Raw genomic sequence first — 13099 nt, 5'->3', positions numbered from 1 at the left:
ATCTTTACCTTTTCTTTTCAACAAAAGTATACCTTTCTATAACAAATTCTTCGTAATACTTTGTTTCACCATCAACTTCTACCTTTCGTGTTTGAAAGTGACTTTCTACTCCTATCATAGTACCTTTACTTAAACTTTTTTGTGTTAAGTGCGACAACTTACCCTTTGCAACAAACCGCGGAAAATCAGCTTCTCTTTCGCCCTCACTATTAGTATAAGCCCGGTTAACCGCCAGCTTAAATGTTGATACTACATTATCCCCTTCACCATATTGCTTTGGATCCTCCACTAATCTACCAATAAAATTACAACTATTCAATTTATAACCCCCTTAAAATCTAATTATTTTACGTAAAATAATTTGTCAGTCTTAAAACTTTTAACAAAACAATCAATTAAGCTAGGATCAAATTGCGAACCAGAATTTTTTCTTAGCTCTAATAATGCTGCACTATGGGTTAATGCTTGTCGATAAGGACGATCCATAACCATAGCACTATAAGCATCAACAAGGCCCATAATACGGCCAGTGATTGGTATCTCAGATCCTTTAAGACCTTCTGGGTAACCTTTCCCATCAAAGCGCTCATGGTGATACAGAACGCCATCAAGCACAGTCTTAGATACAGACATAGACTTTAATAAATTGTAGCCAATTACAGAGTGTTTTTTTACATAACTATATTCGTTTAGAGATAATTTGCTTTTTTTATTTAAAACATCTTTAGATATACTGATTTTGCCTATGTCATGTAATAAACCAGCAATTTTTACATCAGAAATAAAATCTTTACTGAAACCATACTCTTCTGCTAATAATATGCAATATGAAGATACCTGTTTTGAGTGAAAATACAACATTTTATCAAAATGCTTCATAATGTCCAACAAGGAGTTATAATAAATTTAAACATCCCCCCAACTTAATTATCAGTTAATACTAGGGCTTATAAAAAGCCCTAGTATTAGATTCTAATCATCAATATTACCGTTTGGGTTTGCTAACGTCCCGGCCTAATTTCTATCTCTATAAGTAGAAATCTCAACAAATGGCGATCTGGCAATACTGCTCCCCTTTATCCCCGAGGTGAGGTAATGATCCACCAAGCCCGGTAATATTCTCCTATAACTCACAGTTGTTATGCTCTCTCTGCCTCGGGCAACCATGAGTATAATTGTCAAAGAACAATTTAGTTAAAAAGCTTGCACTGGTTTAAAGTTAAATTAGTGCAAGCAATTTAATGCAATTTAAAAATTATTTCTGCTTTAAAAAGTAATCTAGAGGAATTTTAAAAATTTTAGATAATTTATTTAAAAAAACTAGAGATACACCAATTTTTCCATTTTCCATACGACTAATAGTTTCCTGTGATTTGCCGGTTAATTCACCTAATTGTCTTTGACTAAGTTTTTGTTGTTTTCGTAATCTTTTAATTCTTTTGCCTACATCTATGCACAATTTGCATCACCTGAGTATATTTTAATGTATATTTGCCATAATTGCAATAGGCGTAATGCATTTTTTACATTTTATTTATATCTTTAAATAGATTACAATAATTAGATATACAAAATATGCATAAAAGGAGAAATATATGGACATTGCAGGTAAATTAAAAAAAATTAGAAATACATTAGGTTTATCAACTATTGAAATGGCTAAGATTTTAAAAGTTGACCAATCCACTATATCCCGGACTGAAAACGATAATTCAACCATTAAAATAGATAGGATAGAAGGTTACTGTAAAGCAGCTGGCATAACAATTGAAGAATTTTTTTGTGGTGACAATTATCTAGATACTAAATTCAGGCCGGAAATTAATAATCTAATAAATGAAGTGTCTAATTTATCGCAAGATGAAATAATAGCTTTAACAGAATTTATTAAACTTATAACTAACAATCGTGATTAACATTTGTTATACTGAAATAATGAAGTTGTGCGCTATATACCAATAAAAACACTATTAGTTTGCTATGTTGAGCTAATTAAATCTAATTTTATAACACAAACCCCAGCACAGTACATTTTATATGTTAACATTTGTTATATGTATATATGGTTATAATATTAGATAATGCAACATATGTCAACTACATATTCTAAGGAGGGATATGTATGTCTGAACAGACAATGGGAGATAGAATTAAACAACTAAGAGAATCAAAAAAATGGAGCCAGGAAAAACTTGCAGCCGAAAGCGGCACTTCTAAAACATATATTTATTTATTAGAGACAAACCAAAGACAAAAAGATACTAGCGCAACAAAACTTAATGCTATTGCTGATGCATTAAATACTACTGTAGATTATCTGCTGACAGGAAAAGAATTATTAGATATTACAAAAATAGATCCAGAACTGCAAAATATATATATAGAATTATTAGAAAGCGGTGAACTTCCTTACTACCGAAAATCTAAAGATATTGATGAAGAAGGCTTAAAATCCATTTTAGAATTTATAAGATTTATCAAACTAAGAACACATCAAAAAGAGAATAGTAGATAAAAGATAGTTTATCTATTAGGAAGTTACAAATTTATACTTGTTTCTACATGGCTTAAGTCCTATAATTAAGGGAAAATAGATTTATTCTTAAGGGGCAAAACCGATGAAAATCGGTGACGCAAAGCTTTGGGTCTAAGGTTGTATTCAACTATGATTGCCAAGTTGCACTAAAAACACCTATCCCCAAAAGGGATAGGTGTTTTCTTATAAAAGGGCGGTGGGATAATAATGTCAAAAAGAGCTATAAAAAAAGCAATATCTTTATATTATACCTTCAAAGAGGAATCTATTACTCCATTGGATATTGACGGAATAATCGAACAAGTAGGAGTTGAACTTATTCCATGGAACTTTCCAGACCATATTCGCGGCTGTCTCATGCATGATAACGATTATACTTACATGGGTATCAATAAAAAGCATCTAGTATCTTACCCTAATCTTGCAAGGTTCACAAAAGCCCATGAGTTAGGACATTATTATTTACATGATGATAAACGTTATTATTGTGTCGAGGACTTAATGAAATCTGCTACTAAAAAAAATAACCCAATCGAATGGGAAGCAAATACATTTGCAGCAGAATTATTAATGCCTGGTACACTAATGAAAAAATTGTATAAAGATATGACAACAAAAGAATTAAGTATATATTTTAAGGTTAGTAAAGAATCAATTATTTATAGACTTAACAACTTGGGGTTAATTTAAAAGACCTGGGCAACGCTCTCAGTTTCACCATAGAACGTAAAGTTTGTTTTGGTATAACATACGTTCTATGGTGATTACAATACTAAAAGTGTCAACCAGGTTTACACATCACATAAACTATCTACAGCAGCCTGTAAGCTACTTTTATGTGGCTTTGTGTATATTGCAGTAGTATTAATGTTTTCATGGCCTAAGAGGGCTTGTACTTCCACCAAGTTCCGTCCTGCCTCTAACAACCTGGTAGCGAATGTATGTCTTAGAGTATGTACAGTAATTTTCTTTTCATTTCTCATAGACGGCACTTGATCTTTATATTTATTAAAAATATTTTGTACCGCAACATTAGTTAATCGTGATCCTGCCTTCGGCCCTCTGCTACTTACAAACAAAAAATCCCCTACTCGATAATTATCAAAATAATTTTGTAACGCTTTTCTTGCTTCATTGTTTAAAGGAATCTTCCTAAATTTATTACCTTTCCCTTGTACAGTTAACCAACCACTACGGGCAGAAACATCTATATCCCTAATTTGCAATGAACATAACTCACTATTTCTAAGGCCAGTATTAATAAACAATGTTATTATTGCGATGTCTCTAATATTACTCCCTCTTTCAACAACCTTCAAAAATTCATCTTGCTGCTTTTTTGTAAGAGACCTTGGGGCTGTTTTACTACTATTATCTTTCAACTCTTTAGGAAGGGCCGGTAAACCAGTTGGTAATAAACCTTTTTCATTAGCCCATGTTAAATATTTTCTTATTGCTGCTAGACGTCTATTAATTGTACTTACGGCTAAACCTTTATTTAGCAAGTATTGCCTATATTCCCTCAAGTCAATACTGGTTATATCCTTTGCGCCAGCACTAAATCCATTAGATTTTTCAAACCATACCAAAAAATCCTTCAGATCTGATATATAACCATTGATAGTCTTTATTGATTTATCTTCATCTAATAAATGCTCTTTAAATATATCTATGTTCATTGTTGCCACCGCCTGGATGCATTTGTGCTTCAGTTTTTAAATAAATTTATAATATTAAGCACTTTCCGAGTGTCTAAAAATAATTTCACCATCAACTACCTTATAAATATCAATATAGTTTCCAACGCTAAAATCCTTAACCTCAACAGTCAACTCCCAGAATTCTTTCATTTCCACTAGTGCAAAATAAACGTTCCTGGAATCGCCCGGTGTTGGGTAATACTCGAATTTAACGTTGCCTATATTTAATTCTACACACTTATCTAGTAATCCTAATATAATTTCTTTTGTTTTATCATCAAGTTCATACTTTGGCACTTAATCAACTCCCTTAAATATTGGCAGCATGACCATTTTGAATTAACCATCTTACACCGGTCGCCAGTGTAGTGGCATCAATATCATTTTCAAGACCGACATAGTTTTCAATATCATACTGATTGCAGTCTGCTGGTACATGACCACAACGTTGTTCACTGGGAACAGAAACTAGATAACCGCTATTTGTTTCAGTCAAATAGACCGTTAAACTTGACATGCGACCTGTAATTTCAAAATACTCGTCAGCCCGTTTTGTAATTCTTATTTCCCACGGTTCTTTAATCACTGCCAATTTTTCTTCCAATAAAGCCTTTTTAATACTGTCCATTGCCTTTCTTTTAAGAACACCCTTTTGTTCATGAGTTAAATTACCCATATTAATCACCATCCTTTTACAGTAGTTTTATTTACTTACCTTCAGTCCATCTATAAAACCATCTTGATTTCTTAATAAACACATCTATGTCACCGGCTATCATACTGTTTTTATATACTTTAAAATCAGTGAAATCAGGGTTAGAACAAACATTATATCTGAACACCGTCAAGAGATTGCCATGTTCTGTATATACCCTGTAAGAATTATCAATTATAGTTTTATCTTTATACGGTGTAGACTTACTTAAATTGACATCAATAATTCTTGCATCTGGATAAGACTTTAAATAATCTTTAACTTCATTTTGCAAAATTTCAGGTACTTGCTCTAACTCTACACTATTTTCCATATTACCCCTCCCCATACTTTAACCAAGTAAATTGACAAATAACCCCAATAACATTTTGCAAAGTTTTCTTATAGCAATAATATAACATTATACAAAGTTTATCAATATAAGAAAACAATTAAACTTTTATAAATGTATATTATGCTAAGTTTTTAATTACCTAGCTTAATCCCAAATTCTTTCCAATACCCAACCTTCATTCCTCTTAATTAAATCACAAACAATGTTTTTGTCAGTAGTACATCTGTAAATAGTTGGCTGCCGTTTGCGCCACCATTCAGAGAAATCTGGTATATCTTCAATAACTCTACACCCAAGCACATCAAAAAATCGCCTACGCCAAATAAATTTTTTAGGTATGTTATTATTGTCTGTATATATATAAATTGGTTCTCGATAAAGTTTTGACATTTGCATCACCAATTAATATTATAACAAACATCTGTTTGATTTATAGATTGAAATTATATGCAGTTGCAATTTATAGTTGTGTATGCAGTAATAATTAAAATGATTAATAGGAGGGGAATTAATTGCCTGGTATTAGAGTATCCGATTTTTCTCCAGAGGGTAAAACATTTTGCTTTAACTTTACAAAAGATACATGTGATAAGATTGGCCATGGTATATGCTCAGTAAATTTAGAAGGAAGTAATTGTAACTATAAAGCATCAATCCTATATTCTACACTTGAACGATTTCCAATCACTATCATTAAATATGATTGTGGTCATTATGAGTTCTCTGACGGTCAACATAGAACGTGTATTGCTGGCCAATTAGGATTAATCATTCCTATAGTACTTTATAAAGAAAAAGGCGTTTGCAGCCACTGCGAAAGTCAAAGTAATATACTAGTAACTTTTTAGTTAAAACACAAACTACTATACCAATGTTTTATACTCTGGTACAAATCAACAGAGTGTAAACCAGGTTTACACTTTAGACATTATTTAAAAAACATAATCATTTGAATATTACCTTATAAATACCCAACAACCTTCATTAATTGCTCTACCGGAACATCAAGACAACTAGCTAATTTATCTAAGGTTGCAGGAGCTGGCTTTTTAGTTACCCCATTTTCTATACGTGTTAATGTGCTATTACTTATTCCACTTTCTATAGCCAGTGATTTTCTATCATAGTAACCTGCTTCTATCCTTAATTGGGCCAAATACTCTCCAAAATAATTATTAGACATGAATTACAAATAACTCCTCCTTTAAAAATCTGATTTTAAAAAATATGGGTAAACAGATTAATAATCTGAATACCCATAGTTGTCAATTATTTAAGTTTTGATTCTAAAGAATCCAAAAGTCTTTTCATATCTTTAATTTGATCTTTCATTAAATTTTTTTCCGTCTCATCCATTTTTTCAACTTTCTTATCAATCTTGCTTATTTTTGTAATAAAGCTACCATAGAATTTAGATATTGGTGATTTTTTAGTTATCTGCGATAACCATTCTTCTGCTAACTTAATAGCTTCAGTACCTGATATTTTTTCATCAGATATGTTTTGAAATAGTTCTTCTTGCAGCTGTTTATGTTCATCTAACATCAACAACGCTTTTGCATGACGATCTGTTAACCTCTCAGCGTAAAATATCTCATGCATATACTCAGGCAGCTTGTGAATATTAAGCAACCGGTACAGCATGTTACGACTAATACCAATTTTCTTAGCCAGTGCCTTATCAGATAATTGAGGATTAGCCTTTTGGATCTCAACTATTGCATTGGCCTTTTCAATCGAGCTTAAATTAGCACGTACAATATTTTCCACAAGACCATCTATTAATCTTTCACTCTTTGAAGTATCTTCACCTATATAAGCCGGAACCTCTTTAAGTTCAGCTTGTTTGGCAGCCCTCCAACGCCTTTCACCATTCACAATTATATATTTTCCAGGCTCATCTGCTGGTACCACCCTAATAGGTTGTAAAATACCTCTTGCTTTAATAGATGCTGCAAGCTCAGAAAGCTTGTCTTCCGAAAACGTTTTTCTTGGCTGATCCGGATCTGGAATAACATTATCAATAGGAATAAGTTTAAAAAGAGAATCATCTTCAGTTTTGTTAACAATAGGATCTTGAATTGGGGTTTTTCTACCCTGTAGCAGCTTAGCAACTCTGCTGGTAGCCAAGGGTTGATTGTCAACTGACATTATTTAAAACCCCCTCAATTTCAGTTGCTAACTCAATATACGCAAGTGACCCAGGGCAATTTTTATCTATGGCTACTACCGGCATTGCCTCCTTAACGGCCTCAGCAACTTTTATGTTACGCTTGATATTAGTTTTTAAAACATGAGTATCATAATGATTCTTTAAAAATTCTAGAACCTCTCTATCTTCCTTTTGTCTTAAATCCGTCATTACAGGTAATATATACCAACTATCAAGATCTTCATTTACACCCTCTTTAACAGCTTCAATAATACCTAACAACTGGCGCAGACCGGCTATACCATACCTACGCAACTCAACTGGTATTAATACAACTTGCGAAGTAGACAATCCGTTAGTTAACACATTAGAGAAAAATGGTGGGGTATCAATAATAATATAATCAAAAGCTGCTAAATTACTTTTCTTCAAAACATTATATAATTTCTTTTCACCGGCTATTGCTTGGGTCAATTCAATTTCAGCACCAGATAACTCGATGGCCGAAGGTACTACATATAAGTCATTTATATCTGTTCTTCTTATGACATCATTTAATGGTGCTCTACCAGTGATCAAATGGTATGAAGATAACTCATCTTCTCCCAATTCATAACCAAAACCCAAAGATAAATTTGCCTGAGGATCAAGATCTATAACTAATACAGTTTTGCCACTCATAGCCAAAGCAGCACCCAAATTAGCAGTGGTTGTCGTTTTTGCACAGCCACCTTTCTGGTTAGCGACAGTTATAACTTTTGGCATAAGAATACCTCCAATATTATTCATTTAAGTAGCTTAAGTGCTTCCCAACAATATCTAAGACTTCCCTATCAGATTTATTATCCTTAACAGCATCCCTTAGATCGAGAAAAAGCTCTGTAGCGGTACGAATATAATCGGCCCTACTTTTAAAACCATCCTCAGGATAAGCTTTATCAATACGATTTAATTGACTTACTTGGAAGTATATCGGTTTTTGAACTTTTAAATCATTATCCACCATAACCCCATTACGCTTCATTTACACAACCCCCATACCGTATATTAATAACCGGCCCATCCTGGTAAACTTCCTTACCCTCTGCAACCAGTTTGTCTACTTTATCCATAACATCAGATGTGACCATTTCCTCACCACAATCTGAACATATAATGGCCGGTACCTTTTTAATTTCTTTACCAAGATAATCGAGGGAGATAGTTCCTAGCTTAACATTGTGACTTCCGCATACTTCGCATCTATCATTTACCATTACTTCTTTCCTCCCATTACCTATTTTTCCACAATTATAATATATTGCAATATATATATCAAGCTAGGAACAATATTTTTATTTTCTTAAATTTCTTCATCTAAACCTAAGATATATTTATTACAATTCATTAAACCTTCTGCAATCGCCGGCCATTCAAAAATCAATTCTATTAAATTAACCTCTGGCAAAGTAGAAAGTATATCAACTGCATCATTAAAATAAAAATTTCTTAATTGCCATGGGCTCTTCCAAAATTCATGTTCCCAGCCAAACCTATCCTTCATATATCTATATAACGTTGGTCTATCCTGATCGTTTTTTACAGAAGATAATATCATTACAGCAAACCACAAAATTTCTCTTTTAGTAATTTTTTCAACCACAGCTTTATTTGCCCATACCCCAATTTTTTCAACTTCCTTCTGTCTCTTCTGCCTTTCATTTTTATTGCTTTCAATGGTGGCAGCTCTTTTCTTCTTATTAAAACAAGAAATATTAAAGCAATATAAATTTGCACTGTCATAACTATTTGGATCACGGCTTCCAAATTTTAAATATTGGCAGCCTTCACAATCTGCTTTATCAATTACCTTAAATTGATAACCATCAAATTCTATATACTCGTTATAATTTAACTTTGATAAATTAACAATTTCATTATTATTAGAATCAACTTTTTTCAGGTGTTCTTCATACTTCAGTTGTTTAGCTTTTTCCTGCTTTTCATTCCAGCAGGAAACTTTAACACAATAATGGCTTAATTCCATTGTGTAGTAAGCTTTTCCAAGCTTATTATGTTGGCATTTTTCACAGCCAACTAAATCAAACAATGGGTTATCATTATAATTATCAAAAAGCGGTTTGCCCTCCAGGGCAATTACCCTATGTATTGTGTTTTTAGTTTCAGCGACCGGTACATTTTCTTTCTCAATAACTTCCGTTATTTTTTTACACAAACCAGTTTCATTTATTTTTACCAATTGCACCCCATGTCCAGCAGAAATTATTTTACGTGAAATTTTTTCTTTTATATCAGTAGGTAATTTCAATAACCTAATACGATTAGCAATATGGGCCTGACTACAACCTAACTTTTCAGCCAATTGCTCTTGTGTATAATCAAGATTATCTAACATCATTTTAAAACCTTCTGCTTCTTCAATAGGGTTAATATCTTTCCGTTGTAGATTTTCAACAACCATAATTTCTAATTCCTGTTCTTCTGTTACATCTCTTACAATAGCTGGTATAGTTTCCAATTCTGCATCACTGGAAGCTCTCCAACGCCTTTCACCGGCTACCAATCTATACATATTTTTTACATCATCAAAAACCACAATAACCGGTTGCAATACCCCAACATTTTTAACGCTTTTAACTAATTCTTCCATGCTTGCAGTAGAAAATTCTTTTCTCGGATTTCTTGGGTTAGGATAAATTTCTTTAACAGGAATCTGTTTAATCTCCATAATATATACCTCCAAAATACTTAAAAGTGTCAACCAGGTTTACACTAGAAGAAAGGTAATTATTTAACCTTTCTTCTAGTTCTTCTGACGGTTATCATCCATCACCGTCAACACTACAATTTTTCCTTTAGGGTTTATCGCTATTGCTATAGCTGCCCACTCACCGGTTACTTTTTTTCCAATAATCCTAACAGTCGGATCTCCTAACTTACCACTATCATGCCGGTCTAGTTTATATCCTCTATTAAGTATATTTGTTATATCTCTATAACTAATATTTCTTTCACTCATTCGTTGCCTAGCATGACTTAAAATTACAAATGGTTTTTGTTTAGCAATTTTAATCTTTAAAAAAGTAATTCTTTCATCCTTAGGCTTGGGGTTTCTTTTTTTCAACTCAACTCCCTCCCTACATCTATAATTATACACTATATATTGCAATATTGCAATATATAGAATGTAAATATTGCACTAAATCATAAAACAAATGCTGGTATTGCATGCCACTTACTGGAAACTAGATTATGCTCTGAGGTGAGCGAGCCTGGGGGGAAGTTTGAAGGGGGGAAAGCCCTTCAAGGTCTTACATAATCATAAATAAAAAAAATCCCGCCCTTTACGGGTGGCCTGGGCCGGGTACACTAAAAAAAGGCGGAGAGATCTAAGAGTTTATCTTGCCCCTCGGTTCGCTTCGCCTGAAAAACCTTTACCCGGCCCAGGTCGGGCCCCGTCAAGGGAAAAAAGGGATTTATTTTATTTTCCACCCAGCCCCATCAACGTCCAACAATCCCAAAACCTGTTCCCCAGCCCCTAACATATAAAAAAGCCACTAATACCAGGGTGCGGTTTTTACCCTGGTATTGGTGGCTCGCTACTTACAAGGGGGTGAGGCCCCAAGGCCGAGGGGGAATTATTGATAAATAGTTCCCCCTAACTAACTTCTTTTACAACATTCATAATCACATTCAATAACTTGCAAATAACATGCATACTAACAATCATATATGACATTCATCCGCGCTCCGCCGGGTGCCCGCGGTGGCCCCACGCTTTTCGGGGCCAGGCCCGTTAAGCCGAGATCCACTTTTGGCTGGCGTTTTTTTGGCCAAAAGTTAGCTCGGTAGGGCCAGTGGGCGGCGGGAATTAGCGCCCAAACCCAAAAAAAATATTCATAATTACATGCAAAACAAACCCTATAAAATCACATACATTAACCAAAACATTCATAATTGCCCAAATAACTGAACCCCCAAAAACATCCCCAAACCCACCAAACACATAAAACAACAAATAAAGGAATTAATACCCACCTTATTGAATAAATCACATACCATAATTAACGAAAATGAAAGGAGACACACCACAATGGATACAAACCAAATAACACTCATCGGACAAACCCATACCCAACTAATAAACGGCACAATAGAAGACTTTAAAGAAATCGTATCAGAAATAACCGGTAACAAACTTAAAAAATTTGAAATAGCAACAACCATAACAAATAAAGAAACAAAAGACAAAATTAAAACCATACTTTCAGAAAAAGTTATTAAAATAAAATTTAACGAAACAGAAATAAAAGCTAAGATTGAAAACCACTCATACTCATACAGTGGAACTGAACAAGAAAACACCGAATACACATTCAGAATAAAAATTGACGAACAAGATCCTGACCTACCACCAAAATGGACACAACAAGAAGGCACCATATTACAAGTACTAGAAAACTATGCTGCAATAAAAGCAATCAAAGAACTACTAATCGAAAAAGAAATCATTACAAAAGAAGAATTCACCAAAAAGTATGTGGACATAGGCCTCAAATACGCAAAAGACAAAGCATACTTTATAACCTATGGATATGAAAAAAGCAGCACCAAAAAAGAATAGCAATCAAAAAGTGTCAACCAGGTTTACACTTTACCGCAGCCAAAAAATTTGGCCGCCCCTTCTGAGAAGGGGCGGCTTTTTTAGTACACAAAAGCCTTTTAAAAAACTTACCCATCTAAAATTAAAAAATGTGAAACATTTTATACCGCCTGCCCCACAACCTGCATCAAGACTTCTAATAACCCCAAAAAATAACACTCAAAAAGACCTGCATAACATCATTCCCCAGCACCTTCGGGGAAAGAGAGAGAGTTTGAGAGAGAGAAAACGGGGCATGAAATCAGATAGGTGTAATAAGCGCTTTTCTTATTACGCTTATCTGATTGAGGGGTGACTGGGGGGTTTTCTCTCTCTCATGGGGAAAAAGAGGGTGTTTGAGGGAGAAAAAACCGGGCAAAGAAATTTATCAGTATAATAAGCGCATTTCTTATTATGCTGATAAATTTCGGGGTGCATTGGGGGGTTTTTTCTCCCTCAAGGTCTTCACCCCACCCCACTAATATATAACCACTAACCCAGCCCCCACCCCCATTATAAATAAACATACATCTAAGGCTTCCTTCCGCCGGCGGCTACTTTTAAGACGATAGTCGTAGAAAGTAGTCGAGGAAGGGGTGGCTCGGGGTGTGGAACATAGTGGAACAGCCCGAGCCACCCCTTCCTGAACCGGCGGAAGGAAGCCCGACCCCACGTATATCAACACATCAAATAATGGGGGTGGGGGCGGCAGCCAAAACCAGCACCATGCAGATTAAAAGATATACAGATATAACATATCAAGATAGAACATCTACAGGTATAATATCTACAACCACACCATCATAATTAAATTAATTATTTCATATAAAATAAAAGTGTAAACCTGGTTGACACTCACAACTTTTTACCGGTGCATCCTGTGGATATATGGGCAGCTCATTGCTGACGCATGACCTGCCCACATACCCACAGTGGTTACAGATAAAAATAGATTACACCACCATAACCATGTTTAAATTAATATCAAACCAGATATAATATAAAATAAAAGTGTAAACC

20 protein-coding genes and 1 riboswitch are annotated in these 13099 nt (G+C 34.1%); of the genes, 6 read left to right on the top strand and 14 right to left on the bottom strand.

Annotated elements, in window-relative coordinates:
* Positions 1-4 precede the first annotated feature (4 nt).
* The 3 genes from V6C27_13750 to V6C27_13740 all read right to left on the bottom strand — a co-directional run bounded on the left by V6C27_13750 (position 5) and on the right by V6C27_13740 (position 1459).
* Positions 5-319 carry a single-stranded DNA-binding protein gene (locus V6C27_13750; protein ID MEG6617472.1) on the bottom strand — a complete coding sequence of 105 codons (315 nt, stop codon included), beginning with the start codon at positions 317-319 and terminating at the stop codon, positions 5-7.
* A gap of 23 nt (positions 320-342) precedes the next feature.
* On the bottom strand, positions 343-879 hold the full coding sequence (locus V6C27_13745; protein ID MEG6617471.1) for an HD-GYP domain-containing protein: 537 nt from the start codon (positions 877-879) through the stop codon (positions 343-345).
* A gap of 376 nt (positions 880-1255) precedes the next feature.
* Positions 1256-1459, bottom strand: coding sequence for a helix-turn-helix transcriptional regulator (locus V6C27_13740; protein ID MEG6617470.1), 204 nt, complete (start codon positions 1457-1459; stop codon positions 1256-1258).
* Positions 1460-1595: 136 nt separating this feature from the next.
* On the opposite strand from V6C27_13740, the gene V6C27_13735 reads away from it, so the two are divergent.
* From V6C27_13735 to V6C27_13725, 3 genes are all read left to right on the top strand, one after another.
* Complete coding sequence (locus V6C27_13735) at positions 1596-1916, top strand: helix-turn-helix transcriptional regulator (GenBank protein MEG6617469.1); 321 nt, start codon at positions 1596-1598, stop codon at positions 1914-1916.
* Between the two features lie 206 nt (positions 1917-2122).
* Entirely contained in the window at positions 2123-2515 is a 393-nt protein-coding gene (locus V6C27_13730) for a helix-turn-helix transcriptional regulator (GenBank protein ID MEG6617468.1), read from the top strand.
* Positions 2516-2598: 83 nt separating this feature from the next.
* Positions 2599-2685, top strand: a riboswitch (cyclic di-GMP riboswitch).
* Positions 2686-2743: 58 nt separating this feature from the next.
* Positions 2744-3226, top strand: coding sequence for an ImmA/IrrE family metallo-endopeptidase (locus V6C27_13725; GenBank protein ID MEG6617467.1), 483 nt, complete (start codon positions 2744-2746; stop codon positions 3224-3226).
* A gap of 101 nt (positions 3227-3327) precedes the next feature.
* On the opposite strand, the gene V6C27_13720 is transcribed toward V6C27_13725, so the two are convergent.
* From V6C27_13720 to V6C27_13705, 4 genes are read right to left on the bottom strand one after another with little or no spacing between them, the layout of a single operon-like run.
* Positions 3328-4215 (bottom strand): tyrosine-type recombinase/integrase, encoded by an 888-nt coding sequence (locus V6C27_13720; protein ID MEG6617466.1) that lies wholly within the window; start codon positions 4213-4215, stop codon positions 3328-3330.
* 54 nt (positions 4216-4269) lie between these two features.
* On the bottom strand, positions 4270-4533 hold the full coding sequence (locus tag V6C27_13715; protein ID MEG6617465.1) for a hypothetical protein: 264 nt from the start codon (positions 4531-4533) through the stop codon (positions 4270-4272).
* A 13-nt stretch (positions 4534-4546) separates the two neighbouring features.
* On the bottom strand, positions 4547-4912 hold the full coding sequence (locus V6C27_13710) for a hypothetical protein (protein ID MEG6617464.1): 366 nt from the start codon (positions 4910-4912) through the stop codon (positions 4547-4549).
* Between the two features lie 31 nt (positions 4913-4943).
* The gene (locus V6C27_13705; protein MEG6617463.1) at positions 4944-5264 is read right to left on the bottom strand and encodes a hypothetical protein; all 321 of its coding nucleotides are present in this window, start codon (positions 5262-5264) and stop codon (positions 4944-4946) included.
* 533 nt (positions 5265-5797) lie between these two features.
* On the opposite strand from V6C27_13705, the gene V6C27_13700 reads away from it, so the two are divergent.
* The gene (locus V6C27_13700; protein ID MEG6617462.1) at positions 5798-6133 is read left to right on the top strand and encodes a hypothetical protein; all 336 of its coding nucleotides are present in this window, start codon (positions 5798-5800) and stop codon (positions 6131-6133) included.
* 113 nt (positions 6134-6246) lie between these two features.
* Here V6C27_13700 and V6C27_13695 read toward each other — a convergent pair whose 3' ends face one another.
* The 7 genes from V6C27_13695 to V6C27_13665 form a co-directional block, all read right to left on the bottom strand.
* On the bottom strand, positions 6247-6468 hold the full coding sequence (locus V6C27_13695) for a helix-turn-helix transcriptional regulator (protein ID MEG6617461.1): 222 nt from the start codon (positions 6466-6468) through the stop codon (positions 6247-6249).
* An 86-nt stretch (positions 6469-6554) separates the two neighbouring features.
* A complete protein-coding gene (locus V6C27_13690; protein ID MEG6617460.1) occupies positions 6555-7436 on the bottom strand; it encodes a ParB/RepB/Spo0J family partition protein in 882 nt (293 codons plus the stop codon).
* Positions 7426-8202: a ParA family protein gene (locus tag V6C27_13685; GenBank protein MEG6617459.1), complete on the bottom strand. Its 777-nt coding sequence runs from the start codon at positions 8200-8202 to the stop codon at positions 7426-7428. Before V6C27_13685 ends, V6C27_13690 begins: the two co-directional genes overlap by 11 nt.
* Before the next feature lie 16 nt (positions 8203-8218).
* The gene (locus V6C27_13680; GenBank protein MEG6617458.1) at positions 8219-8461 is read right to left on the bottom strand and encodes a hypothetical protein; all 243 of its coding nucleotides are present in this window, start codon (positions 8459-8461) and stop codon (positions 8219-8221) included.
* Positions 8451-8693, bottom strand: coding sequence for a YgiT-type zinc finger protein (locus tag V6C27_13675; protein ID MEG6617457.1), 243 nt, complete (start codon positions 8691-8693; stop codon positions 8451-8453). The genes V6C27_13680 and V6C27_13675 overlap by 11 nt, the downstream gene beginning before the upstream one ends.
* Positions 8694-8779: 86 nt before the next feature.
* Complete coding sequence (locus tag V6C27_13670) at positions 8780-10165, bottom strand: ParB/RepB/Spo0J family partition protein (protein MEG6617456.1); 1386 nt, start codon at positions 10163-10165, stop codon at positions 8780-8782.
* Between the two features lie 75 nt (positions 10166-10240).
* Positions 10241-10561: a DUF4258 domain-containing protein gene (locus V6C27_13665; GenBank protein ID MEG6617455.1), complete on the bottom strand. Its 321-nt coding sequence runs from the start codon at positions 10559-10561 to the stop codon at positions 10241-10243.
* A gap of 969 nt (positions 10562-11530) precedes the next feature.
* On the opposite strand from V6C27_13665, the gene V6C27_13660 reads away from it, so the two are divergent.
* Positions 11531-12061, top strand: a complete 531-nt coding sequence (locus V6C27_13660) for a hypothetical protein (protein MEG6617454.1) — start codon at positions 11531-11533, stop codon at positions 12059-12061.
* A gap of 624 nt (positions 12062-12685) precedes the next feature.
* Positions 12686-12886, top strand: a complete 201-nt coding sequence (locus V6C27_13655; GenBank protein MEG6617453.1) for a hypothetical protein — start codon at positions 12686-12688, stop codon at positions 12884-12886.
* Positions 12887-13099 lie beyond the last annotated feature (213 nt).

The organism is Peptococcaceae bacterium 1198_IL3148, from assembly GCA_036763105.1.
In the GTDB taxonomy this organism is placed as follows: Bacteria; Bacillota; Desulfotomaculia; order Desulfotomaculales; family Desulfohalotomaculaceae; genus JBAIYS01.
The sequence above is the reverse complement of the archived record's forward strand: the minus strand, read 5'-3'. Positions and strand labels throughout refer to the sequence as shown.

Bases quoted from the DNA above. Each gene is read 5' to 3' on its own strand.
- V6C27_13745 (MEG6617471.1), bottom strand. From the start codon at position 879: ATGAAGCATTTTGATAAAATGTTGTATTTTCACTCAAAACAGGTATCT.
- V6C27_13735 (MEG6617469.1), top strand. From the start codon at position 1,596: ATGGACATTGCAGGTAAATTAAAAAAAATTAGAAATACATTAGGTTTA.
- V6C27_13730 (MEG6617468.1), top strand. From the start codon at position 2,123: ATGTCTGAACAGACAATGGGAGATAGAATTAAACAACTAAGAGAATCA.
- V6C27_13725 (MEG6617467.1), top strand. From the start codon at position 2,744: ATGTCAAAAAGAGCTATAAAAAAAGCAATATCTTTATATTATACCTTC.
- V6C27_13720 (MEG6617466.1), bottom strand. From the start codon at position 4,215: ATGAACATAGATATATTTAAAGAGCATTTATTAGATGAAGATAAATCA.
- V6C27_13710 (MEG6617464.1), bottom strand. From the start codon at position 4,912: ATGGGTAATTTAACTCATGAACAAAAGGGTGTTCTTAAAAGAAAGGCA.
- V6C27_13705 (MEG6617463.1), bottom strand. From the start codon at position 5,264: ATGGAAAATAGTGTAGAGTTAGAGCAAGTACCTGAAATTTTGCAAAAT.
- V6C27_13695 (MEG6617461.1), bottom strand. From the start codon at position 6,468: ATGTCTAATAATTATTTTGGAGAGTATTTGGCCCAATTAAGGATAGAA.
- V6C27_13690 (MEG6617460.1), bottom strand. From the start codon at position 7,436: ATGTCAGTTGACAATCAACCCTTGGCTACCAGCAGAGTTGCTAAGCTG.
- V6C27_13685 (MEG6617459.1), bottom strand. From the start codon at position 8,202: ATGCCAAAAGTTATAACTGTCGCTAACCAGAAAGGTGGCTGTGCAAAA.
- V6C27_13680 (MEG6617458.1), bottom strand. From the start codon at position 8,461: ATGAAGCGTAATGGGGTTATGGTGGATAATGATTTAAAAGTTCAAAAA.
- V6C27_13675 (MEG6617457.1), bottom strand. From the start codon at position 8,693: ATGGTAAATGATAGATGCGAAGTATGCGGAAGTCACAATGTTAAGCTA.
- V6C27_13670 (MEG6617456.1), bottom strand. From the start codon at position 10,165: ATGGAGATTAAACAGATTCCTGTTAAAGAAATTTATCCTAACCCAAGA.
- V6C27_13660 (MEG6617454.1), top strand. From the start codon at position 11,531: ATGGATACAAACCAAATAACACTCATCGGACAAACCCATACCCAACTA.